The organism is Lentzea rhizosphaerae (assembly GCF_042649515.1).
GTDB lineage: Bacteria > Actinomycetota > Actinomycetes > Mycobacteriales > Pseudonocardiaceae > Lentzea > Lentzea aerocolonigenes.
Map to the genome: position 1 here is coordinate 63,896 of NZ_JBHRZI010000024.1, position 22,556 is coordinate 86,451.

Consider the following 22,556-nt stretch of genomic DNA (forward strand, 5'->3'; position numbering starts at 1 on the left):
TGGGCCTGCCGATGCCGAAGGCGAGGCGGCCGGGGGTCCGGGGGCTTGCCCCCGGCGTGGGGTCTGGGGGCTCGGCCCCCAGAAGACACCTGAGCGAGGACCGGCGAGCGTTCTCCGCGAGCACACCCCACCCTGAGCGAAGCGTGGAACTCAGTCTTCGGTGATCCCCCAGCCTGCGGCGGCCGAGAGACCTTCCAGGTAACCCATGGCCCGATCGGTCTTCGGGTAGCGGTGCACCCACTCCCAGAAGTCCTTGCCGTGCCCTGGCACCAGCAAATGCGCCAACTCGTGCACGAGCACGTAGTCGAGCACCCACGGCGGCACGTCGCGCAGCCGTTCGGACACCCTGATCGTGCCCTCGGTCGGCGTGCAGGACGCCCAGCGCGTGCGCATGGGCGGCACCCAGCGCACGCTGACGGGGTCGGCGAGCGAGTCCAGGTAGCGCGCCGACAGCTCGGCGCACCGCGCCATCAGCGCCTCGTCCGACGTCCGCGCAGGAGATTTCCTGCGCGTCTCACTGCGCTGGAGGCGGCTCAACATCTCCGCCACCCAGTGCTTCTCTTCCCCCTTGGTCATCCGTGCCGGCAGAAGGACGACGACGGTGTCGCCCTCCCGGTACGCGCTGACCATGCGGCGGCGCCGGGGGCTCCGCCGCACCTCCACCCGCGGTTCGGCCATGGAGTCACCGTAAACGGCGCCACCGACAATTTTCCGCCCCCAACCGGCGGCAGCCGCGCACCCGGCGGGTGAAGTTCCACCGAACGGCGGCTGGACACGCGCAGGATCGACATGCGCGGTTTCGCCGCCTCGCGGAGGTACCGTCGCGCCAAGGTCCCCGAGTGTGTCCGCACTCACAACTGCAAGGGAGGGGCTGTGGCCGAGAAGTACAACGGCTACTGCGTCAAGTGCCGGGAGAAGCGCGACTTCGACGGCAAGGTCGAGGAGACCAACGGCCGGCGCATGGCGAAGGGCACCTGCCCTGTCTGCGGAACGAAGATGACGCGGATCCTCGGCAAGGCCAAGGTCTGACGTTTCCGCTGGCAGGGGGCCTCGCCCCCTGCCAGTCTTTCTCACGTGGACACCAGACCTCGCGTGCGTGCAGGACTCGCCGTGGTGCGTCGCGGACCCGGCGTCGTCCAGGTCGGCACGGACCCGAAGCACGCCGTGGTGATCGACTCGCTGCCCGAGGCGCTGGTCGACGAACTGATCACCCTCGACGGCCGCCACACGGTCGCTGAACTGGGTGAAAGACTGAAAGCACGTGGCGAAGACCCCACCCAGTTGAGTGATGTTCTCGCCGCACTCGAAGAAGCCGGTCTACTCGACACCGGCTCCCCCGCGAAGGGCGCGGCGGTCGCCGTCCAGGGCGCCGGACACCTTGCACTTTCAATTACTTCGCTTCTAGCTGAATCGGGCGTTCGCCTGGCTCACCACGCCGATCTGGTGGTGCTCGCGGCCACGCTCGTCCCCGATCCGACGGTCGTGAGCGGGCTGATGGCGTCCCGAACGCCGCATCTGACCGTGCGCGTACGTGAGGGCGTGGGCATCGTCGGACCGCTCGTCCTCCCCGGCCGCACGAGCTGCCTGAACTGCGCGGACCTGCACCGCACCGACCACGATCCCGCCTGGCCCGCCATCGCGGCCCAGCTCGTCGGCAAACCGGCTTCCACGGACGTCCTGTTCGCGTCGGGAACGGCCGCGCTGGCGGTGGTGCAGATCCTGGAGTCTCTGGTCTTCGTCCGGGGCCGCGACCTCGCCCCGCCGCCCGTGCTGAACGCCACCGTCGAGCTCGACCTCGTCGCGGGTGTCGCTGAGAGACGAAGCTGGTATCCGCACCCTGACTGTCAGTGCTCCGCACATAACATGGCCGAGTGACCGAGATTCCGCGCAAGGCCGTGCAGCGCACCGCCAAGCTGGCGAGCCTCCCGCTCGGGGTGGCCGGCCGGGTGGTGGGCGGCTGGGGGAAGCGACTGACCGGACGCGCGGCCGACGAGGTCAACGCCGAGGTGACGGCCAAGACGGCGGAACAGGTCTTCGCGGTGCTCGGCCAGCTCAAGGGCGGCGCCATGAAGTTCGGCCAGGCGCTGAGCGTCTTCGAGGCGGCGGTCCCGGACGAGCTCGCGGCCCCGTACCGCGAGGCGCTGACGAAGCTGCAGACCGCGGCCCCGCCGATGCCCGCCCGCACCACGCACCGCGTGCTCGCCGAACAGCTCGGCTCGTCCTGGGCGAAGCGCTTCCAGTCGTTCGACGACGAGCCGGCCGCGTCGGCGTCCATCGGCCAGGTGCACCGCGCCGTGTGGCACGACGGCCGCGACGTGGCGGTGAAGGTCCAGTACCCCGGCGCGGACGAGGCCCTGCGCGCGGACCTGAAGCAGCTGCTGCGGTTCTCGAGGCTGTTGCAGGCGATCATGCCCGGCACCGACGTGCGCCCCCTGCTGGAGGAGCTGCGCGACCGGTACCTGGAGGAGCTCGACTACCGCGACGAGGCGGCGAACCAGCGCACGTTCGCGAAGGCCTTCGAGAACGATCCGCGCGTGCTGGTCCCCCGTGTCGTCGCCTCGGCGCCCAAGGTCATGGTGACCGAGTGGACCTCGGGCACGCCGTTGTCCCAGATCATCCGCGAGGGTTCCGTCGAAGAGCGCGACCTGGCCGGACAGCTGCTGGCCGAGTTCCACTTCTCGGCCCCGTCGCGCTCCGGCCTGCTGCACGCCGACCCGCACCCCGGCAACTTCATGCTGGGCGACGACGGCCTGCTGCGCGTGATCGACTTCGGCGCCGTGGCCCGCCTCCCCGACGGCCTGCCCAAGACGCTCGGACTGATGACCAGGCTCGCGCTGGACGGCAGGTCGGCGGACCTGGTGGAGCTCCTGCGCACCGAGAACTTCATCCGCGAGGGCATGGTCCTGCACGGCGACGACGTGCTCGGCTACCTGGCCCCGTTCGTGGAGCCGCTGCGCACCGAGTCGTTCCACTTCACCCGCCGCTGGCTGCAGTCGCAGGCGGAACGGGTGGGCGACCTGCGCAGCCCGGACTCGCAGACGGGCCGTTCGCTGAACCTGCCGCCGCAGTACCTGCTGATCCACCGCGTGACGCTGGGCGCGACGGGAATCCTCTGCCAGCTCGACGCCCACGTGACGGCACGCGACATCGTCGCGCGCTGGCAACCGGGGTTCGACGACTAACTCGTCCGAGTGAACGTTGCCGGAGTTGTCCACAGGTTGGTGCTGAGCCCCATTTGACGCTCCGCCGGTGGGCCACGATTACCCCATGGCCATCACAACCACCGCTGACCTGCGCAAATCCGGTGTCTCCTCGCGGGAGATCCTGCGTCACTGCACTCCGGCCGGACCGTGGCAACAGCTGCTGCCCGGAGTTGTTCTGCAGAAGCCGTCACCCCCGACCCGGCTGGACCGGCTTCGCGCGGTGCTGTCCTACGCGGGCCCTTCCGCGGTCATCACGGGCGCGGACGCACTGACCCGGCAAGGCGCCACGCTCCCGCTCCCCAGACACATCCACGTGCTGGCGGGCAGCAACGCGCGAAAGGCCCATCCGTCGATCCTGCTGGAACGCACGACCCGACCGCCGGGTGTGGTGTCGCGCGACGGACTTCGCCTGGCTCTTCCGGCTCGGGCTGCGCTGGACATGGCTCGCCGGGAGACGAACCCGCGAGCGGTCGTGGGGATCCTCGACTCCGTGGTGGAGGCTCGGCTCTGCTCGCCGGGTGATCTTCGCGAGGAGCTGCGGAGGAGCTGTCGGCGGGGAACGGCGCTGGTCAGGCAGGCCTTATGCCACCTGTTTCCGGAGTGACCGGCGGAAGGCTGGCCGGGCTGTGCCGACTCGGTCATCTCGGCGGTTTCGGCGATGAGGCGAGCGCGTCCGACCTGCGCGGGATGAGTCGCGACCTGCGCCTGCCGCCTCGGACGAACGCCGGTCTCGAGCAGCGTGCCAACACGCTCACACGTCCGACAGAACGCCGTGCCGGGCTGCGACTTCGACCATCCACCGACGCCTTCCGACGAACTGGCCGCCCAGACCTGACCCGCGCCGCGAAGGCCGCGACGTGCGACCAACACCGCCGACCGACCATCTCGCCCGAGCAGCACACCAACGCCATCAAACGCCGAAAGAACACTGGGGCGCAGACCCCAGCCCGTGGTCCCACCCGATCGCCGCCCCCGACCAGGGGCCCGCTCGGCTGCCGACCCCGGACCTGGGTTCCGCCCGGCCGCCGACCCCGACCCGGGGTCCCACCCGGCCACCAACGCTGCCCGCACGAGGTCGACCGTCCACACCGGACCCGACCCCGACCCCACGAATCAGCGCCAGTACTCGTCCGGCAACTTCCCTTCGATGTCCCGCACGTGCGTCTTCGCGCAGACGTGACACAACCACCGAACCGACCCACCGACCCGCTCCGACGACCAGGCCAGGAACTCCAGGTCAGAAACGGAGGTGCGCGACCGCCCACATCTGTGGCACGCGGTCACCGGCGCCGTCCCAGGTGGACGGTGTCCGTCTCCAGCAGGAACACGTCCTCACGTGCGCCGACGTACTCCGAGTCGGAGGGGTTCAGCAGGCGGCGCAGCGCGTCGCGGTCGGCGGCGTGCAGGCGTGACGAGGTGACCTCGGCCAGCCAGGTCAGGCGGTCCACCGCCCACTCGCGCACGAAGTGCTTGGCCGGGGCCGGGTGGTCGACGACGAAGCTGAAGGCGCTGATCTCGCCCAGGCCCGCGTCGGCCAGTGCGACGTTCCAGCCGACGGGTAGGCGGACCGCGCCGGTCATGCCTTCGCGCATCGACACGAACCACTCGGCGCGGGCCGCTGCCAGGCGGTCGGCCAGGCCCGGTTCGCCGACGCCCAGGTCCCAGGGCAGGAAGCGGGTTTCCAGGCCACCCTCGGCCAGGGCCAGCCAGCCGCCCGGAGCCAGGGCGGAGACCAGGCGGCGGACGCCGCGCAGCTGGTCGGGGAGGTGGTGGATCACCCGCGAGCCCCAGATGAGCTCGACCGGGCCGGCGAACGACAGCGGGTCTTCGGTGGCCAGGTCTGCCAGGACCGGTTTCACCGACACGGCGCCGTCTGCTTCGGCGCGCGCGGCGGTGCAGGCTGCGTCCAGGAGTTCGGGGGTGGCGTCTACCAGGACGAGGACGCCTCCGCCGTGTTCGCGCAGGGCCGAGACCAGGGGCACGCTCATGGAGCCCGCGCCGCAGCCGACGTCCATGACCACCGGCGAGTCGGGGAGAGGTGCGACGAGTCTCCGTGCGACCTGAGACAACGCCTCTTCTTGCAGGGCGCCGTAGCGCCTCATTCCGCTCAGTCGAGCGGACCAGTCGATTCCGTCGTGGGTGTGGTGCGGCACAAAGGGAACGGTACGGAGGAACGGCCGAGGCCGCCATCCACCTTCTCGTGGATGACGGCCTCAGCTCGAGACTGTCAGAGGTCGAAGCGAGCCGCTCTGCGTCCCGCCCATCGCGACAACCTGCGCCAACGTTGCGCTGACGCGAGGCGGTTCGCCAGGCGTTGCTCTTCAGCGAACCTCTGGGCTTCTTGTATTCGTATTCGCACGAATTCTTCGTTCAGAGACATGGGTGTCAGGGCCTCGTTCAGGTAGGCGGGCATTGCGCTGTGGTTGATCTGCACGGTGTTCACGCCGCCGCCTCCGTCTTGCCAGCAGTGACAACAGTCGCGTCCTTGCGCGGACGGCCACGCGGGCGCTTCCGCGCGATGACGACACCGCGCTCGAAGATCTCTCCACCCCAGACGCCCCACGGCTCGTGACGGGCGAGCGCGCCGGCGAGGCACTCCGCCAGCACCGGGCAGGTCCCGCAGAAGGACTTCGCCTTCTCGAGGTCGGCCGGCGCGTCAGCGAACCAGAGGTCGGGGTTGTGGGTGCGGCAGGGGATGTCGAGCCCCTCCGCGAGGTCCGGAAGTGTCTCGCCGGTGAGCGGGACAGTCGCGGTCAACATCTGGGTTTTCTCCTTGTGTGGGGTACTGCAAAAACACGAAAGCCGCGGACTCTGTACGAGTCCGCGGCTTTCGTGAGCCTGGTGGTCCTTCGACCCCCTATGGGGTCGGCAGGAGCCTTCTCACTTGATGCGCGGACAGCGCATTCGTGTAGTTGTCGTCGACGACCGGCAGCACGATCGGCTGCTCGCTGGTCAGTTCGGTGCCGCGCAGTGCGATCCCGCGCAGGGCGGTGCCGCGCTCACGACCCAGCAGTGCCACTGGCTTGTGGGCAGACTTGTGCCACATGGCCTGAGCGGCTGCGGACGTGCAGAGGCCCTCGGTCAACGGGAGGCCGAGCGCGCGCGAAGTCGTGAAGAGCTTCACAACGGCCACCTCCTCCAAGAGAGCTCTGCTGTAGAGAGCTAGTAGTAGTTCTTCTTCCCCAGACGGGTCCTCCGGACCCGGCATGAGCAGGTTATGACCCCGTCCCAGGGGCTCGCAACCTATTTAACGAAACTCGTCCCGATCAGGTGGCGGAGTACCCGACACCGGCCCGGACCAGGCCCAACACGTCGTCGCCGAACTTATCAAGCTTCGACGCGCCGATGCCCGAGATCGCCACGAGTCCGGCCGAATCCGTGGGTCGCTGCTCCGCGATCGCCATCAGGGTCGCGTCGGTGAAGACCACGTACGCGGGCACCTTGAGCTCCCGCGCCCGCGCCGCACGCCACTGACGGAGCGACTCGAGCAGTTCCTCGTCCACATCGGACGGGCAGGACCTGCAACGACCAAGCTTCACTGCCTGTGCTTCGACCAAAGTCGCCGCGCAGACCCGGCAGGTCGGTTTTTCCTTCTTCATCAGAGGTGGCCGCTGAGCGCCCGCAGATACCCGTGCGGCCGGGTGGTTCTCGGGCACCAGGTTGTAGAGGAAGCGAGACCGGCGGCGGTACTTGCGCCCACCGGCCGCGCGCGACAACGCCCACGACAGCCAGAGGTGCTCACGCGCGCGCGTGACACCTACGTACAGAAGGCGGCGTTCTTCTTCGACCTTCGCCTCGTCACCGTCGGCGTACTGGATCGGCATCGTGCCCTCGACGAGTCCGACGAGGAACACGGCGTCCCACTCCAGACCTTTCGACGCGTGCAGCGAGGCGAGCGTGACTCCCTCGACGGTCGGCGGGTGCTGCGCCTCGGCCCGCACGTCCAGCTCCGCGCAGAACCGCGGCAGGTCGGCGTCCGGCACCGCGGCGGCGAACTCCTCGGCGAGCTCGACCAGCGCGAGCAACGACTCCCAGCGTTCGCGCGCGGAGCCACCGGTCGGTGGTTCGTCGGTCAGCCCGACCCGGCCCAGCACCGCGCGGACGACCTCGGGCAGGCTCCCGTCGCGTTCGCCCGCCGAACGCAGCGCGATCATCGCCTGGCGGACCTCGGCGCGCTCGAAGAACCGTTCGCCGCCGCGCACGAGGTACGGGATGCCGAGCGACGCGAGCGCCTGCTCGTACGCCTCGGACTGCGCGTTGACGCGGTAGAGGATCGCGATCTCCGACGCCGCCACGCCCTCGTCGAGCAGCGTCTTGATCCGCCCCGCGACCGCGTCCGCCTCGGCCGGTTCGTCGTCGAACTCGTGGAACCGCGGCATCGGCCCGTCCGGCCGCTGTCCGATCAGCTGCAGCCGCGACCCGGCAGGACGGCCGCGCGCCCACTTGATGACGTCGTTGGCCAGCCCCACGACCTGGGGCGTCGACCGGTAGTCGCGCTCCAGCCGCACGACGACGGCCTCGGGGAACCGCCGCGCGAAGTTGAGCAGCGGCTGCGGCGAGGCGCCGGCGAACGAGTAGATGGTCTGGTTCGCGTCACCGACCACGGTCAGGTCGTCGCGGCCGCCGAGCCACGAGTCGAGCACGCGCTGCTGCAACGGCGTCACGTCCTGGTACTCGTCGACGACGAAGCAGCGGTAGCGGTCGCGGAACTCCTGCGCGACCTCCGCGTTGTCCTCCAGGGCCCCCGCCGTGTAGAGCAGCAGGTCGTCGAAGTCGAGCAGCTGCGCCTCGTTCTTGAGCTGCTCGTAGGTCGTGTAGAGCTTCATGATCTGCTCGGCGGGCGCCGGGATGTCCCGCGCGGCGCGGGCGGCGGCCACCGGGTAGTCCTCCGGCGTCAGCAGCGACGCCTTCGCCCACTCGATCTCGCTGGTCAGGTCGCGCAGCGCGTCGGTCTCGGTCGGCAGGCCCAGCCGGGACGCGGCGCGGGCGACGACGCGGATCTTCTGGTCGACGAGCTCCCAGCGCGGGCCACCGATGACGCGTGGCCAGAAGTAGCGCAACTGGCGTGAGGCGGCGGCGTGGAACGTCACGGCCTGTGCACCGTGCACGTCCAGAGAACGCAGACGGGTGCGCATCTCCCCTGCGGCGCGTTTGGTGAACGTGACCGCGAGGACCTGCGACGGGGCGACGTGACCGCGTTGGCACAGGTAGGCGATGCGGTGCGTGATGGTGCGCGTTTTACCGGTACCGGCGCCCGCGAGCACGCACACCGGGCCGCGCGGCGCTTCGACCGCTGCGCGCTGTTCCGGATCAAGACCCTCCAGCAACGCCTCCATGCCCGGCAGTCTCGCAGATGGCCGATGCAACGCTGAGACCAGCGCGCCGTATCCTGATGGGTATGGCTGGTAAGCAGGACAAGGCGGCTGCCAAGGAAGCGGCGAAGGCTCGTCGCGCGGCATCACGCGAACGGCGCAAGCAGATCTTCGAGGCGTTCAAGATGCAACGCCGCGAGGACAAGGCGCTGATCCCGCTGATGCTGGGGGCCGTCCTCGGCGTCACGGCGATCGCCGTGGTCCTCGGCCTGATCTTCAACGCGGTCTGGATGTTCGTGCCGCTGGGCGTCGCGATCGGCGCGCTGCTGGCCGTGATCATCTTCGGCCGCCGCGTGCAGAGCAACGTCTTCCGCAAGGCCGACGGCCAGCCGGGCGCGGGCGCGTGGGCGCTCGAGAACCTGCGCGGTCGCTGGCGCGTCACCCCCGCCGTCGCGGGCACGACCCAGCTCGACGCCGTGCACCGCGTGCTCGGCCGTCCCGGTGTCGTTCTGGTCGCCGAGGGTGCGCCGCAGCGGGTCAAGCCGCTCCTCGCGCAGGAGAAGAAGCGCATCTCGCGCGTCGTCGGCGAGACCCCGATCTACGACTTCATCATCGGCACCGGCGAGGGCCAGGTCCCGCTGAAGAAGCTCCAGTCGACGCTGATGAAGCTGCCGCGCAACATCACGGCCGCCCAGGTCGACGCGCTCGAGACCCGTCTCGCCGCACTCGCCAGCCGCGGTGCCGCGCTGCCCAAGGGCCCGATGCCGCAGGGCGCCAAGATGCGCAACGTCCAGCGCACGCTGCGCCGCCGCTGACCTCAGGTCGTCCCTGACCAGCTCCCACCACGTGGAAGGGCCCGCCGCACGAGATGTGCGGCGGGCCCTTTCGCGTGCTCGGGACTACCTGACCTTGATGACGACCGTGCCCGCGGCCTTGTCGTGCAGGCACCGTCCGTCCGAGTCCCAGACCAGCGCCGGGATCAGCGGGAAGATGAGGATCGTGCGCAGCAGCGCGCGGGGCAGGTGCACGAAGGTCTTGCCGTCGATGCGCGCCACCCGCAGGCCGAACAGCGCGTGCCCCGGCGTGAACCCGAAGAACGCGACCGCGACCACGGTGATGACGAACCAGGCCAGCAGGCTCCAGTTCTTCGGCAGCTCAGGCCGCGTGAACACCGCGGCGACACCGGCCGCGAGGACGAAGTCGGTCAGGATGGCGAACGTGCGCCTCCCGATCGAGGCGATGGAGCCCGGCCCCTTCTCCGGGAAGCCGTGACGCTCACCACGCCAGCGCTGTTTGGTGCCGTCGTTCGAGTCCTCACCCGGAGACAGCACCGATTGAGGTCCTGACAGCCACGAACCGGTCCACCTGCTCACTCCACCAGAGTAAGCCTGTGAACATCGGGTGAGGACCGGCAGGTCGTCTTGCCGCCTTGAACCACCCCGTTAACACTGGCGAAACATCCGAGTGACGGACGGGCAACACCGCCGACATACGGTCGCTCGCGATGACCAGCCGTTGTCCATAGTCAAGGAGTCGACGAGGGTGTTCAAAAATTCCGACGAGGTGCTGAAGTTCATCTCCGACGAGGGCGTCAAGTTCGTCGACGTGCGGTTCAGCGACCTGCCCGGCGTGATGCAGCACTTCACGCTGCCGGCCAAGGCGTTCGACGCCGACGCGATCGAAGAGGGTCTCGCCTTCGACGGCTCCTCCGTGCGCGGCTTCCAGTCCATCCACGAGTCGGACATGCTGCTGCTGCCCGACCTGTACACCGCGCGTCTCGACCCGTTCCGCATCGAGAAGACGCTGATCGTCAACTTCTTCGTGCACGACCCGTTCACGCGTGAGGCGTACAGCCGCGACCCGCGCAACATCGCGCGCAAGGCCGAGCAGTACATCACCGACTCGGGCATCGCCGACACCGCGTACTTCGGTGCCGAGGCCGAGTTCTACATCTTCGACTCGATCCAGTTCGACACCACCGCGAACGCGTCGTTCCACAAGATCGACTCCGAGTCCGGCTGGTGGAACACGGGCCGCGACGAAGAGGGCGGCAACCTCGGCTACAAGGTGAAGTACAAGGGCGGCTACTTCCCCGTCACGCCGACCGACCACTACGCGGACCTCCGCGACAAGATGGTCCTCAACATGGAGGCGAACGGCTTCGCGGTCGAGCGCGCCCACCACGAGGTCGGCACCGCGGGCCAGGCGGAGATCAACTACCGCTTCAACACGCTGCTGCACGCCGCCGACGACCTGATGCTGTTCAAGTACATCATCAAGAACACCGCGTGGCAGGCCGGCAAGACCGTCACCTTCATGCCGAAGCCGCTGTTCGGCGACAACGGCTCGGGCATGCACACGCACCAGTCGCTGTGGAAGGACGGCGCGCCGCTGTTCCACGACGAGAGCGGCTACGCGGGCCTGTCCGACACCGCCCGCCACTACATCGGCGGCATCCTGCACCACGCGCCGTCGCTGCTGGCCTTCACCAACCCGACGGTGAACTCCTACCACCGCCTGGTCCCCGGCTACGAGGCCCCGGTCTCGCTGGTCTACTCCCAGCGCAACCGCTCGGCGTGCGTCCGCATCCCGATCACGGGCAACAACCCGAAGGCCAAGCGCATCGAGTTCCGCTGCCCCGACTCGTCGGGCAACCCGTACCTCGCCTTCTCGGCGATGGTCATGGCGGGCCTCGACGGCGTGAAGAACAAGATCGAGCCGCCGGCCCCGATCGACAAGGACCTCTACGAGCTCCCGCCCGAGGAGGCCCGCGACGTCAAGCAGGTCCCCGCGACGCTGGACGCCGTGCTGGACAACCTGGAGGCCGACCACGAGTTCCTGCTCGAGGGCGGCGTGTTCACCCCGGACGTGATCGACACCTGGATCTCGTACAAGCGTGAGCAGGAGATCGACCCGCTGCGTCTGCGCCCGAACCCCTACGAGTTCGCGCTGTACTACGACGTGTGATCGGTTGAGCTCTTCCGGAAGGCCCGGTGGGATTCCCCGCCGGGCCTTCCGGCTATGCAGCGGTTTCGGAGCTGATCAGGGTCACCGTGCACAACAACCCTCTGGCACCCGCGCTGACCCGCACGTTGGAGACCATGACGTCGGCCTCGCCGCCGGTCGGCAGTTTGATCCGGGCCTCGCCACCGTCGAGAGCCTCCGCGGCCGTGCCGGCCCCGGACAGCTGCCAGTACCCGTCGTCGGTCACCGTCTCGATGAGGTCGACCCGATCCAGCTCGGCCGCGCTGCCGTCCGCGTACACGAGCCGGGCCGGTCCTGAGTAGCTGAACATGCCCTGACACACGGGTGTGGCGGCCGCGGGGTTCAGAGCTCTTGCGATTCCGTCCGCCGGCCTCCGTCTTCTGCGCGAGTCCGGAAAGGACAGAACCTCACGCGGACAGCCGCGACCGGACCTCCATCAGCGCCTCCCCGAGCAGGTTCAGCCCCAACCAGGTCGACGGGTCGGCAGCCCGCGGATCCGACGCCACCAACCCGATGCCCCACACGCGGTCCTGCGGGCTCGCCTCGACCAGGATCCGCGAACCCGTTCCCAGCAAGTAGGAACGCAGCGCGGGATCCTGGCCGAACTTCGCCAGGTTGCCGTCGACCACGATCTCCAGCCGCGCCGAAACCCACTCGGCGTCGGAGAAACCCGAAACCTGACGGCCCAAAGCCTTGGCCTCGCCGGGAGTGCGCGCGGCGAGCACCCGTTCAGCGACCGAGGTGTCGCCGAACAGCATGGCCTTGCGCCACATCATGTAGTGCTCGGCCGACGAGAACTGTTGCCCGTCAACGACGAAGGAGCACGGCCACCACTGCGACAGGCATCCCTTGCCGATGCTGCCGTCACGTTCGGGCTGATGGCCCCAGAAGAACAGGTACTTCACGCACGACAGGCTAGGTGACCTGGTCGCGTGAGTCCTCGTCGTTTTCGTCCGGCGCCGGCATCTCGGGTTCGCGCCACGCCTCAGCCCGGGTCGGGCCGTTGGCGCGCAGCTCGTTCTCGAGCTCCTTCTTCAGGTGGTCGTCCGCCACGAAGCCGTGTTGATCACTTCCGCGTTGTGCCATGCAGGAGGCGTACCCGTTCGGCGGGGATCAATCACTTCGGCAGCGGGATCCCGGTGACCGTGATCGCGGCGCCCGTCGGGGCGAACTGGCCGGAGATCGAGTTGAACGTCAGCGTGAGCGAGTTCACACCCGCACCGATTTTCTCGTCGAGCACCACGGTGCCCGAGGCGGTGGTGCCCTGGGTGACGAGGCCGTCCCACTTGCTGCTCGATGCCGCGTAAGTGCGCTTCAGATCGTCCAGGACCGCGATGCCGCTCACGGGGAGGGTCATCCTGGCCTGGGAGGCGTTCGTGGCCGTCACGAAGAGCTTCACACGGCCGTTCGCGGCTTCTACGCGTGTCACTTCGATGGTGAGCATGCCGCGCTGCTGCTTGAACGAGCCCGTCTGCACCTTCACGTCGGCGGAAGGCTCGGTGGTTTCCAGTGCGCCGTCAGGCGTTTGGACGCCGTTCGACGTAGTCGTCGTCGACGTCGTGTTGGGCTGAGCGGCGGAGTTCCCGCCGCTGAGTGCGAACTGGATCACACCCAGTGACGCGAGCACACCGACAGCAACACCCGCAATGGCGATCACGGTCTTACCTCGGCGCGTGACCCGACGATGCTGCATGACTTCCTCTGTTCGACCCCCGTGACAAACAACAGCTCCCCCGCTGAGCGCAGCCAGTCTCATCTCGATCGGGTGAAACGTCAATGCGCTAGGGTCCGCCCGTGTCTCAAGATGTCGCCGAATTCACGGCTCCGCAGCTGCTCACCACCCACATCGTCGACTCGGCAGCCGAGGCGCTCGAAGCGGTTCAGGCCGCTGACGTGCTCGACCTCGGGGTCCGCGTCTACAACCGGCTCGTTCCCGACGCCGACGACGCCGAGTCGTTGGAGGAGGAGTGGGTGGTCGAGGTTTACACCAGCGCTCCCGCTGTCGACCCCGACTCGGACGAGGACTGAGCAGCCCAGAAGTGGGGGCACCCCACCAGGAGTGCCCCCCAAACCTGAAGCCAGACATGAATTTTTCAGACTGTTAGTACAACTTTTCCGCGCACGTGCCCGCCTTCGAGCAGTTTGTGCGCTTTCACCGCGTCGGCCAACGGAAACGTCTGCTGCACCTCGACGCGCAACTTCCCGGCCGCGACCAGGTCGACGAGCCACTGGGTCTGCTCGGCGTTCGGCCGGGCCCAGGTGTTGATCACACCGTGCTCCAGCGCCCGCGGGCCGTCCACAATGGACGTCATCCGCGCCCGGTCGCGCACCAGCTGCAACGACTGGTCGAACGCGAGCCCGCCGACGTTGTCGATCACCACGTCGACCCTGCCGTCGCCGCCGACAAGCTCCGCCACCGCGTCGACCAGCGCGTCGCCGTAGGCCACCGGTTCGGCGCCCAGCGACCGCACGAAGTCGTGGTTGCGCGGCGACGCGGTGCCCAGCACCCGCGCGGCACCGAGCTCGCGCGCGATCTGCACCTGGAGATGTCCCACACCGCCGGCGGCCGCGTGCACGAGCACGGTGTCACCGGCGCCGGTGCCGACGGCCTTCAACGCCTGCAACGCCGTCAGCCCGGCGAGCGGCAGCGCGGCGGCGGTCACGAAGTCCACGGTGGACGGTTTGCGCGCGATCATCCTGTCCGGCACCGAGATCAGCTCTGCGTAGGCGCCGAACTGGACGTGGTCCTTGCGCGCGTAGGCGAGCACCTCGTCGCCCGGCTTCCAGTCCTGCACGCCGATGCCGACGGCGCGCACCACACCGGCCACGTCCCAGCCGGGGATCAACGGCGTGTGGTGAGGCATCAGACCCCGCAGGTACCCGGCTCTGATCTTGAAGTCCACCGGGTTGATCCCGGCCGCGCGGACCTCCACCAGGACCTGGTCGGGTCCCAGCAGCGGATCGGGCAGCTCCTGCAACGACATGACCTCGGCGTCGCCGAACTCGGTAAGCGCGATCGCTTTCACAGTCCCTCACCGTAGAAGACCCGCTCCGCCACCGCACGCGCACGACGGGTGGTGCGCCGGTACTCCTCCAGGAACTCACCCGGATCGCCGCCGGGCGGGTACCCCATGACCGACGCGACGGCGACGAGGTCGCGCCCGGACGTCGGCAGCTGGTCCGACGCCTTGCCCCGCACCAGCGTCACGGCGTTGCGGGCGTGCGTCGCGAGGTTCCACGCCGCGGTCAGCGCGGCGGCGTCGTCGGCAGCGAGCAGCCCGGCCTCGACGGCGGCGGCCATCGCGGCCATTGTGGACGGTGTGCGCAGGTCAGGCACGGCACCGGCGTGCTGGAGCTGCAACAGCTGCACGGTCCACTCCACGTCCGCGAGCCCGCCGCGGCCGAGCTTGGTGTGCGTGCTCGGGTCGGCTCCGCGCGGCAGCCGTTCCGCGTCGACCCGCGCCTTGATCCGCCTGATCTCCCGCACGGACGCCGCGTCGAGCCCGGAGGCCGGATAACGCAGTGGCTCGATCAACTCCTCGAACTCCGCCCCCAACGAGGCATCGCCCGCGATGAAGCGCGCCCGCAGCAGCGCCTGCTTCTCCCAGATCTCCGCCCACTGCCGGTAGTACGCACGGTACGAGTCCAACGTCCGGACCAGCGGGCCCTGCCTGCCTTCCGGCCGCAGATCCGCGTCCACCTGCAGCGGCGGGTCCTGCGACGGCGCACCCAGCAGGCGCCGGATGTTCTCCACGACCCCGCTCGCCCACTTCGCCGCCTCGGCGTCGGACACGCCGTCGAACGGCCGGCACACGAACATCACGTCCGCGTCGGAGCCGTACCCGAGCTCGTGCCCGCCGAGCCGCCCCATGCCGATCACGGCGAGCGCGGCAACCGGCTCCCCAGCTGCGCGTACAGCCGCGTCCAAAGCGCTCTGCAACACCGCCACCCACACCTCGGACAACGACACGCACACCGTCTCCAGCGGCATGAACCCCAGCAGGTCCGCCGCGGCGATGCGCAACATCTCGTGCCGCCGCAACGACCGCGCTGCGGCGACCGCGCGCGTCAGGTCGTCGTACCGGGCGACCGCGCTGCGCAGCGGGTTGCCGACCGCGTGCGGGTCACGTCCGACCAGCGCCTCGGTGTCCGCGAGCAGCCGCAGCACCTCCGGCGCCCGCACCAGCAGGTCCGGCACGAAGCGGGAGGTGCCGAGCAGCACCGCGAGCCGTTCGACGACAGCGCCCTCGTCGCGCAGCAGCCGCAGGTACCAGGGGGTTTCGGCGAGCGCCTCGGACACCTTCCGGTACGCGAGCAGCCCTCCGTCGGCATCGGGCGTGCCGGCGAACAGGTCCAGCAGCACCGGCAGCAGTGCGCCCTGGATGCGCGCACGCCGGGACACTCCGTGCGTCAACGCCTGGATGTGCCGCAACGCGCCCTCGGGCGAGGTGTAGCCGAGGGCCGCGAGCCTCGCCACGGCCTCCTTGGTGGTGAGCCGCAACGCCTCGGTCGGCACGCCCGCCACGGACTGCAGCAGCGGCCGGTAGAACAGCTTCTCGTGCAGCCGCCGGACCTGGTTGGCGTGCTTGCGGAACTCCGCCAGCAGCACCTGCCCCTCCGACTTCCGCCCATCGGCGTGCAGACCGATCGACCGCGCGAGCCAGCGCAACGCCGTGACGTCGTCGTCTGCGGGGAAGAGGTGCGTGCGCAGTAAACGCTGCAACTGGAGCCGGTGCTCCAACGTGCGCAGGAACCGGTACGAACGCCCGAAGTCCGCCGCGTCGTTGCGCCCGACGTACCCGCCACGGCCCAACGCGGCCAATGCGGCCGTCGTCGCCTGGATGCGCAGCTCCTCGTCCGAACGACCGTGCACGAGCTGCAGCAGCTGCACCGCGAACTCGACGTCCCGCAGGCCACCGCGGCCGAGCTTCAGCTCCCGGTCGGCGAGCCCCGACGGCACGTGGTCCTCGACGCGCCGGCGCATGGCCTGCACGTCCTCGACGAAGTTCTCGCGCTCGGCCGCCGTCCACACGTACGGCCGCACGACGTCGAGGTACGCCTGCCCGAGCTCGGCGTCGCCCGCGACCGGCCGCGCCTTCAGCAGCGCCTGGAACTCCCAGGTCCGCGCCCACTTCTGGTAGTAGGAGGCGTGCCCGTCGAGCGTGCGGACCAGCGCGCCCGCCTTGCCCTCCGGCCGCAGCGCCGCGTCGACCTCGAAGCACGACTGGCCCGCGATCTGCATCATCGTGCTGGCCAGCCGGGTCGCCACGCCCAGGTCGCCCTCAGCGACGAACACGACGTCGACGTCGCTCACGTAGTTCAGCTCGTTCGCGCCGCACTTGCCCATCGCGATCACCGCGAGCCGGCAGCGGTCGGCACCGTTGACCCGTTTCGCCGCGAGGGTCAACGACGCGCGCAAGGCCGACACGGCGAGATCGGACAGCTGCGCCGCCACCGTGTCGTACGGGACGAACGGCAAAGTCGGCTCGACGACGTGCGCAAGGTCGTTGGCGGCAACGAGCAGCAGCTTCGCCCGGTACTCGGTGCGCAGCACGGCGCCGTCCGGCAGCTCCAGCGACACGTCGACTTCTTCGGTGAGCGAACGCCACCGGTCCGGGTTCACGACGAGGAAGTCCGACAGCGCGGTCGACGACCCCAGCACGGCGAGCAGGCGCCCGCGCACCACCTCGTCCTGGTGCAACGCGACCGACAGGGCGTCCCAGTCGGCGACCGCGTGGAGCCGCTCCAATCCGCGCAGCGCGAGATCGGGGTCGGGTGAGCGGGAGAGGGCGGCCAGCACCGGTTCGGAGCCGTCCGCGGGACGGCGGTCAGCCCACAGGCCGAGACCGCGCAGCGCTTCCTCGCTGCGCGGCTCGGTGAGTCCGAATCTTGCTGGTGACGCGTGGCGGACTGGTTCGCTCATCAGGAGCCAACCTAGTCCTCACAGCCCTAGAAGACGATCAGAGAGAGCCCGTAGAGCACGACCGCGACGCAACCGGCGAAGCTCGCGTACGCGGGAACCTTCTTGTCGCTCGACAACGCGCGGATGCCGAGCACGAACAGCGTGACGACGACGAGGGTCACGAGCAGCGTGGCGCCGAAGACCTGGAGCAGCGCCTCCCACTTGATCGTCATGCCGCCACCTTGTGCAGCTCGGCCTGGGCCGCGACCTCGTCGACGATGTGCTCGGGCTTCACCGGCTCGCGGCGCGACAGGATCCAGATGCCGATCGACACCGCGCCTCCGATCACGGCGACACCGATGACGCCGGTGGTGCCGCTCGACGCCCACTTGCCCGCGATCGCGCCGACGATGCCGGCGGCGGGCAGCGTGAGCACCCAGCCCGCGGCCATCTTGCCCATCGTGCCCCACCTGACGCCGCGCCGATCGCGGCCGAGGCCGGAGCCCATGATGCCGCCGGACGCGACGTGCGTGGTGGACAGCGCGAAGCCGAGGTGCGACGACGCGAGGATCGCCGTGGCAGTCGAGGTCTGCGCCGCGAAGCCCTGCGCGGGCTCGATGGTCGTCAGGCCGCGGCCGAGGGTGTGCGTGATGCGCCAGCCGCCGAGGTACGTGCCGAGCGCGATCGCGAGACCGGCGCTGACGATCACCCAGGTGGGCGGCGCCGAACCGGGGGCGAGCGAGCCGGACGTGATCAGCGCCAGCGTGATGATGCCCATGGTCTTCTGCGCGTCGTTCGTGCCGTGCGCGAGCGAGACCAGCGAGGCGGACGCGACCTGGCCGACCTTGAAGCCGGTGTGCGAGACACGCGGGTCGGCGGCCTTCTTGAGCCGGTAGACGACGATCGTGGCCATCGCCGCGACCAGGCCGGCGATCAGCGGCGCCGCGATGGCGGGCACCAGGACCTTGTCGACCACCTTGGCGAAGTGGATGGCGTCCACTCCGGACGACACCCAGGCCGCACCGATCAGGCCGCCGAACAGGGCGTGCGACGAGCTCGACGGCAGACCCACGTACCAGGTGACCAGGTTCCACATGATCGCGCCGACCAGTCCGCCGAAGATGACGGCCGGCGTGATCTGGGCGTCGTCGACGATCCCGCCGGAGATGGTCTTGGCCACCTCGACCGACAGGAACGCGCCGACGAGGTTGAGGACCGCCGACAGGGCGACCGCCGTCCGGGGCTTCAGGGCACCGGTGGCGATGGAGGTGGCCATGGCGTTGGCCGTGTCGTGGAACCCGTTGGTGAAGTCGAAGATGAGAGCAGTGACGACAACGATGATCACTACAAGTGCGGGATCCACACTGATCCTCCGGCTGGATCGAACAAGGTGTCCGACAGGTGACGGTACCGGGTACTCAGGATGCCTTATAACCTCCGAAAGTAATGTCACACCAACGGAAGTTGTGTGCCCAAACACCCCGCGGGCGACAGTTCTCCCCGCACCATCTTGGCGAACCTGGCCACGAACGGCTGCCAGACCTCCGCGAGGTCCCGATGGGCCTCCGCGAGGAAGTCCTGGTCGAAGTGCTGCGGGCGCGCGCACGCTGCCGAGACAGGATCCTTGGCCGCCCAGTTCAAGACGATTTCCGGGGTCGTCTCGATGTGGAACTGCAGCCCGTAGGCGCACGATCCCACCCGAAACGCCTGATTCGGGTATTTCGGTGAGGCAGCCAGGTGTTCGGCGCCGGGCGGCAGCAGGTGGACCTCGTCCGAGTGGAACTGCAGGACGTCGGGCGTGAACGGCAGGTCGGCGAACAGCGGGTCGTTCGCCGACGAGTCCCGCTTCGCCACCAGCAGCACGCCGACCTCCGGCCCTTGTGGACCCTTGCGCACCTGGCCACCGGTGGCGACGGCGAGCAGCTGCGCGCCGAGGCAGATCGCGAGCGTCGGCAGCTTCCGCGCCACCGCGTTCGACAGCAGCCGGCGCGCGTCGGCGAGCCACGGGTGCTCGGCGTCGTCCAGCGCCCCCATCTCACCGCCGAGGCAGATGACGCCGTCGTAGCCGTCGAGGCTCTCCGGTGCGGGCTCGTCCTTCAGCGACACGAGGTGCAGCTCGATGCCCTCGGCCTCCAGCCAGGTGCCGAGCTCAGCCAGCGGGTCTGACTGCGAGGGCTGCAGGACGAGCAAACGCGGTGCGGTCACACATGTGAGCCTATGTCGGGTTGACTCAGCAATGACACGCGACCTTAGAAACACCGGCGCCGATGAGCTGATCCGACTCGACCGGATAGCCCGCCTCCTGCCAGGCCGTGATACCCCCGGCGAGCCGCTTCACCTTGTAGCCCCGTTGGGCGAGCGCGAGGGCCCCCTTGGTCGCCGCGTTGCACTGGAAGCTCTCGCAGTAGCAGATGTAGACGAGTTCGGGGTCGAGGTCGAGCTGCTCGGGCAGGTCGCGGTAGGGCAGGTTGATGGCGCCGGGGATGCGGGCCTTCGCGAACGCCTCGGGGCTCCTCGTCTCCACCAGAACGTAGCCGGAGGTGTTGCCGTCCAGCATGTCCCGGTGGACGTCGTCGGGGTCGGCTTCCAGCGAGAGCTCGGCGGCGAAGAAGATCGCGGCCGCGGTCGGGTCGGAGGCGGGGAAGCGCAGTGCGTTGGTCATGTCCTTGATCCTGCTTGGACAGTCGCCGCCCCGGACATGCGGAAGTCCAGGCGTTCGGCCCGTTCTCCTTATGATTTCCAGGTGGAACTCGACGCCGTGGACTGGAAGATCCTGGACCTGTTGCAGCAGGACGGGCGGATGTCCTACACCGCGCTGGGCCGCGTCGTGTCGCTGTCGGCGCCGGCCGTGACCGAACGCGTGCGCCGCCTGGAGGCCCTGGGCGTGATCACTGGCTTCGTCGCCGTGGTCTCCCCGGCCAGGCTGGGCCTGCCGATCGAGTCGATCGTGCGGGTGCGGGTCCGCTCGCTGGACACACCCCGGTTCCGCTCCCACGTGCTGGCGCTGCCGCAGATCCGGGACGCCGACCACGTGACAGGAGATGACTGCTGGCTGCTGCGGGTGGTGTGCCGGTCGATGGTGGAGCTCGAGGAACTGGTCGAGGTGATGCAGCGGTACGGCGACACCACGACGTCGTTGGTGTTCTCGTCGCATGTGCGCAACCGGCCGGTGGAGGCTGCGCTGTTCGACTAGGCCCTAGTCCCAGCGGTACTCCGACCAGTCCGAGACCGGCACGAACCCGATGCCCAGGTACACGGAGTTCGCCGTCGGGTCCTTCAGGTCCGCGGTCAGCACGACCTGGTCGGCACCTGCCCCGTGCGCCCACCGGCTGACCGCCGCCGTCACCGCGGCCGCGTAGCCGTGCCTCCGGTGCTCAGGCGGTGTGTAGACCGGGCCGACCCGCGAGACCCCTGCCACCGGTTCGGTGGTGCCCGCCCAGGAGACAGGCGTGCCGTCGACGACCCAGAGGACGTGGCCCGCCGGCATGTTCCGGCTGCCGCGCATCACCTTTTCCGCCTCGTCCCGGGCCAGGCCGTCGAGTTCTGCGGCGAACTGCAGCCACCACTCGGTGATGAGGTCGTCGTCCTCGGCGGTGGCGAGGCGGGACTCGCCGGGCACGTCTGGAACCGCGAGGTCGCCCAGCCGGTAGAGACGTAGGCGGTACATCTCCCGGCCGCCGTCGCGCCAGACGGGCCGGAACGCCTCCACGCGGTCCAGAGGTCCGGTGACTGCGTCGATCTCCTGGCCGCGCAGGGCGTCCGCCACGGCTTGGGCGGCGGTGGGCGGCATGGCCGCTATGTGGAGCGGGCGGTCCTGCATGCGGGTCACCGCGCCGACCAAGGAACCGTTGTCGTGCAACGAGATCAGGGCCGCGGGCTGCCTGATGCCGCGCAGGGCCGAGTCCAGGGTGGTCAGGTGAACGCTGTGGTTCACGGGGTCGGCGTCGAGGAAGTCGCCGGCCACCGCCAGGAAGTCCTCGAGGTCGTCGTGGATCAGTGCTTCCACCAGAACTCCGCCCAGTCGTCGAGTGGTTCGTAGCCGATGCGTTGGTAGATCGAGTTCGAGATCGGGTTGGTCAGGTCGGCGAAGAGGAGGACGTCGGTGGCGCCCTGGTCGAGGGCCCACTGGCTGACCATCGCGCTGACTGCGGCGCCGTAGCCGTGCCTGCGGTGCTCGGGTGGGGTGTAGACCGGGCCGACCCTGGTCATGCCCGCCTGGGGGAGGCTGGCTGCGGCCCAGGCCACGGGGACGCCGTTGTGTTCCCAGAGGGCGTGACCGTTGCCCAGGCGCAGGGAGCTCCGCATGACCTCGATCCCCTGTTCCGCTGGCGCCTCCGGCACTGCTTCGGCCGTGAAGGACTTGCGCCAGGCGCCGAGGAGTTCGACGTCGGCCTCGGAGGCCATGCGGCCCGAGCCCTCGATGGTGGGCGGGGCCAGGGTGCCCAGGCGGTACAGCCTGGTGGCCAGGGACTCGGTGAAGTTCTTGCCCGTCGCTGTGGCGAACGCCTCTGACCTTTGCCGCGGACCGGTCACGCCTGGGGCGTCCGGATCGATCTCGCTCGCGATTCGCGCCGCCAGGTCGACCGCGGTGAGGGGGAGGTCGGCTGCTTGGAAGGGCCAGGGCGGGGTGCGGACCAGGGAACCGACGACTTCGCCGTTTTCGTGGAACGTGATGAGGATCGGCGAGGCGTCGGTGGCCGGCAGGCGGCGGAGGCGGTCCAGGGAGGTGAGCGCGATGGTGTTGCGCACCGGATCGGCTGCGAGCCGATCGTGCGTGGCGGCGTCGAACGACTCCAGGGTGCTGTGCACGACCGCGTCCATGGGTCCATGAGACCAGGGCGGGCAAGCGAAAATCTGAAGTGGCGCGGCCTCGGACATGCAAAAGACCCCTGAGGGGAGCACCGAAGTGCTCGACCCTCAGGGGTCTTCTGAAAGATTGTCCGGCGGCGACCTACTCTCCCACACCGTAACCAGTGCAGTACCATCGGCGCAGAAGGGCTTAACTACCGGGTTCGGAATGGGACCGGGTGTTTCCCCAACGCTATAACCACCGAAACTCTGTGGAGTTGTACCTGCGGCGATCGGTGCCGCTCGGTTCTTCCAGAACCGCACAGTGGATGCGTAGCGTCTTTGTAACAAGTCCTCGGCCTATTA

The 22,556-nt window shown here is 69.2% G+C and carries 26 protein-coding genes and 1 rRNA gene; 8 read left to right on the forward strand and 19 right to left on the reverse strand.

Annotation, left to right across the window (positions count from 1 at the left end):
* Window positions 1-150 precede the first annotated feature (150 nt).
* Window positions 151-678: a M48 metallopeptidase family protein gene (locus ACFOWZ_RS28845; protein WP_030470376.1), complete on the reverse strand. Its 528-nt coding sequence runs from the start codon at window positions 676-678 to the stop codon at window positions 151-153.
* Window positions 679-873: 195 nt separating this feature from the next.
* Here ACFOWZ_RS28845 and ACFOWZ_RS28850 point away from each other — a divergent pair, with 195 nt between their 5' ends.
* From ACFOWZ_RS28850 to ACFOWZ_RS28865, 4 genes are all read left to right on the forward strand, one after another.
* The gene (locus ACFOWZ_RS28850) at window positions 874-1,029 is read left to right on the forward strand and encodes a DUF5679 domain-containing protein (RefSeq protein ID WP_169774275.1); all 156 of its coding nucleotides are present in this window, start codon (window positions 874-876) and stop codon (window positions 1,027-1,029) included.
* Window positions 1,030-1,167: 138 nt separating this feature from the next.
* Window positions 1,168-1,875: a hypothetical protein gene (locus ACFOWZ_RS28855; protein ID WP_382377048.1), complete on the forward strand. Its 708-nt coding sequence runs from the start codon at window positions 1,168-1,170 to the stop codon at window positions 1,873-1,875.
* Window positions 1,872-3,182, forward strand: a complete 1,311-nt coding sequence (locus ACFOWZ_RS28860) for an ABC1 kinase family protein (RefSeq protein WP_030470374.1) — start codon at window positions 1,872-1,874, stop codon at window positions 3,180-3,182. The genes ACFOWZ_RS28855 and ACFOWZ_RS28860 overlap by 4 nt, the downstream gene beginning before the upstream one ends.
* An 85-nt stretch (window positions 3,183-3,267) precedes the next feature.
* On the forward strand, window positions 3,268-3,807 hold the full coding sequence (locus tag ACFOWZ_RS28865) for a hypothetical protein (RefSeq protein ID WP_382377049.1): 540 nt from the start codon (window positions 3,268-3,270) through the stop codon (window positions 3,805-3,807).
* Window positions 3,808-4,483: 676 nt separating this feature from the next.
* Here ACFOWZ_RS28865 and ACFOWZ_RS28870 read toward each other — a convergent pair.
* From ACFOWZ_RS28870 to ACFOWZ_RS28885, 4 genes are all read right to left on the reverse strand, one after another.
* On the reverse strand, window positions 4,484-5,305 hold the full coding sequence (locus ACFOWZ_RS28870) for a class I SAM-dependent methyltransferase (RefSeq protein ID WP_174517953.1): 822 nt from the start codon (window positions 5,303-5,305) through the stop codon (window positions 4,484-4,486).
* Window positions 5,306-5,642: 337 nt separating this feature from the next.
* Window positions 5,643-5,963, reverse strand: coding sequence for a WhiB family transcriptional regulator (locus ACFOWZ_RS28875; RefSeq protein ID WP_382377050.1), 321 nt, complete (start codon window positions 5,961-5,963; stop codon window positions 5,643-5,645).
* 97 nt (window positions 5,964-6,060) lie between these two features.
* On the reverse strand, window positions 6,061-6,327 hold the full coding sequence (locus ACFOWZ_RS28880) for a hypothetical protein (protein ID WP_382377051.1): 267 nt from the start codon (window positions 6,325-6,327) through the stop codon (window positions 6,061-6,063).
* 142 nt (window positions 6,328-6,469) lie between these two features.
* Window positions 6,470-8,539: an ATP-dependent DNA helicase UvrD2 gene (locus ACFOWZ_RS28885; RefSeq protein ID WP_382377052.1), complete on the reverse strand. Its 2,070-nt coding sequence runs from the start codon at window positions 8,537-8,539 to the stop codon at window positions 6,470-6,472.
* Window positions 8,540-8,601: 62 nt separating this feature from the next.
* On the opposite strand from ACFOWZ_RS28885, the gene ACFOWZ_RS28890 reads away from it, so the two are divergent.
* Window positions 8,602-9,330: a DUF4191 domain-containing protein gene (locus ACFOWZ_RS28890; RefSeq protein ID WP_030470368.1), complete on the forward strand. Its 729-nt coding sequence runs from the start codon at window positions 8,602-8,604 to the stop codon at window positions 9,328-9,330.
* Between the two features lie 84 nt (window positions 9,331-9,414).
* Here ACFOWZ_RS28890 and ACFOWZ_RS28895 read toward each other — a convergent pair whose 3' ends face one another.
* Window positions 9,415-9,888 carry an RDD family protein gene (locus tag ACFOWZ_RS28895; protein ID WP_382377053.1) on the reverse strand — a complete coding sequence of 158 codons (474 nt, stop codon included), beginning with the start codon at window positions 9,886-9,888 and terminating at the stop codon, window positions 9,415-9,417.
* 169 nt (window positions 9,889-10,057) lie between these two features.
* Between ACFOWZ_RS28895 and glnA the strand changes: the two genes are divergently transcribed.
* Complete coding sequence (gene glnA, locus ACFOWZ_RS28900) at window positions 10,058-11,482, forward strand: type I glutamate--ammonia ligase (protein WP_382377054.1); 1,425 nt, start codon at window positions 10,058-10,060, stop codon at window positions 11,480-11,482.
* Between the two features lie 52 nt (window positions 11,483-11,534).
* On the opposite strand, the gene ACFOWZ_RS28905 is transcribed toward glnA, so the two are convergent.
* The 4 genes from ACFOWZ_RS28905 to ACFOWZ_RS28920 all read right to left on the reverse strand — a co-directional run bounded on the left by ACFOWZ_RS28905 (window position 11,535) and on the right by ACFOWZ_RS28920 (window position 13,157).
* Window positions 11,535-11,810, reverse strand: coding sequence for a hypothetical protein (locus ACFOWZ_RS28905; protein ID WP_382377055.1), 276 nt, complete (start codon window positions 11,808-11,810; stop codon window positions 11,535-11,537).
* A gap of 97 nt (window positions 11,811-11,907) precedes the next feature.
* A complete protein-coding gene (locus ACFOWZ_RS28910) occupies window positions 11,908-12,405 on the reverse strand; it encodes an NADAR family protein (RefSeq protein ID WP_382377056.1) in 498 nt (165 codons plus the stop codon).
* Window positions 12,406-12,415: 10 nt separating this feature from the next.
* On the reverse strand, window positions 12,416-12,586 hold the full coding sequence (locus ACFOWZ_RS28915; protein ID WP_382377057.1) for a hypothetical protein: 171 nt from the start codon (window positions 12,584-12,586) through the stop codon (window positions 12,416-12,418).
* A 31-nt stretch (window positions 12,587-12,617) separates the two neighbouring features.
* Window positions 12,618-13,157: a hypothetical protein gene (locus ACFOWZ_RS28920; RefSeq protein ID WP_382377058.1), complete on the reverse strand. Its 540-nt coding sequence runs from the start codon at window positions 13,155-13,157 to the stop codon at window positions 12,618-12,620.
* 137 nt (window positions 13,158-13,294) lie between these two features.
* Here ACFOWZ_RS28920 and ACFOWZ_RS28925 point away from each other — a divergent pair, with 137 nt between their 5' ends.
* Complete coding sequence (locus ACFOWZ_RS28925) at window positions 13,295-13,528, forward strand: hypothetical protein (RefSeq protein ID WP_189255750.1); 234 nt, start codon at window positions 13,295-13,297, stop codon at window positions 13,526-13,528.
* A gap of 65 nt (window positions 13,529-13,593) precedes the next feature.
* Here the strand turns inward: ACFOWZ_RS28925 and ACFOWZ_RS28930 are convergent, their stop codons facing one another.
* From ACFOWZ_RS28930 to ACFOWZ_RS28955, 6 genes are all read right to left on the reverse strand, one after another.
* The gene (locus ACFOWZ_RS28930) at window positions 13,594-14,526 is read right to left on the reverse strand and encodes an NADP-dependent oxidoreductase (protein ID WP_382377059.1); all 933 of its coding nucleotides are present in this window, start codon (window positions 14,524-14,526) and stop codon (window positions 13,594-13,596) included.
* Window positions 14,523-17,423, reverse strand: coding sequence for a bifunctional [glutamine synthetase] adenylyltransferase/[glutamine synthetase]-adenylyl-L-tyrosine phosphorylase (locus tag ACFOWZ_RS28935; RefSeq protein WP_382377060.1), 2,901 nt, complete (start codon window positions 17,421-17,423; stop codon window positions 14,523-14,525). Before ACFOWZ_RS28935 ends, ACFOWZ_RS28930 begins: the two co-directional genes overlap by 4 nt.
* A 26-nt stretch (window positions 17,424-17,449) precedes the next feature.
* Window positions 17,450-17,635 (reverse strand): hypothetical protein, encoded by a 186-nt coding sequence (locus ACFOWZ_RS28940; protein WP_382377062.1) that lies wholly within the window; start codon window positions 17,633-17,635, stop codon window positions 17,450-17,452.
* Entirely contained in the window at window positions 17,632-18,765 is a 1,134-nt protein-coding gene (locus ACFOWZ_RS28945) for an inorganic phosphate transporter (RefSeq protein ID WP_382377063.1), read from the reverse strand. Before ACFOWZ_RS28945 ends, ACFOWZ_RS28940 begins: the two co-directional genes overlap by 4 nt.
* A gap of 86 nt (window positions 18,766-18,851) precedes the next feature.
* Window positions 18,852-19,607 (reverse strand): type 1 glutamine amidotransferase, encoded by a 756-nt coding sequence (locus ACFOWZ_RS28950; protein WP_382377064.1) that lies wholly within the window; start codon window positions 19,605-19,607, stop codon window positions 18,852-18,854.
* Window positions 19,608-19,632: 25 nt separating this feature from the next.
* Entirely contained in the window at window positions 19,633-20,064 is a 432-nt protein-coding gene (locus tag ACFOWZ_RS28955; protein WP_382377065.1) for a rhodanese-like domain-containing protein, read from the reverse strand.
* An 81-nt stretch (window positions 20,065-20,145) separates the two neighbouring features.
* Here ACFOWZ_RS28955 and ACFOWZ_RS28960 point away from each other — a divergent pair, with 81 nt between their 5' ends.
* The gene (locus tag ACFOWZ_RS28960) at window positions 20,146-20,595 is read left to right on the forward strand and encodes an Lrp/AsnC family transcriptional regulator (RefSeq protein ID WP_030470355.1); all 450 of its coding nucleotides are present in this window, start codon (window positions 20,146-20,148) and stop codon (window positions 20,593-20,595) included.
* A 3-nt stretch (window positions 20,596-20,598) separates the two neighbouring features.
* Here ACFOWZ_RS28960 and ACFOWZ_RS28965 read toward each other — a convergent pair whose 3' ends face one another.
* From ACFOWZ_RS28965 to rrf, 3 genes are all read right to left on the reverse strand, one after another.
* Window positions 20,599-21,408 carry a GNAT family N-acetyltransferase gene (locus tag ACFOWZ_RS28965; protein WP_382377066.1) on the reverse strand — a complete coding sequence of 270 codons (810 nt, stop codon included), beginning with the start codon at window positions 21,406-21,408 and terminating at the stop codon, window positions 20,599-20,601.
* Window positions 21,396-22,223, reverse strand: coding sequence for a GNAT family N-acetyltransferase (locus tag ACFOWZ_RS28970; protein WP_382377067.1), 828 nt, complete (start codon window positions 22,221-22,223; stop codon window positions 21,396-21,398). Before ACFOWZ_RS28970 ends, ACFOWZ_RS28965 begins: the two co-directional genes overlap by 13 nt.
* Before the next feature lie 117 nt (window positions 22,224-22,340).
* A 5S ribosomal RNA gene (gene rrf, locus ACFOWZ_RS28975) occupies window positions 22,341-22,457 on the reverse strand.
* Window positions 22,458-22,556 lie beyond the last annotated feature (99 nt).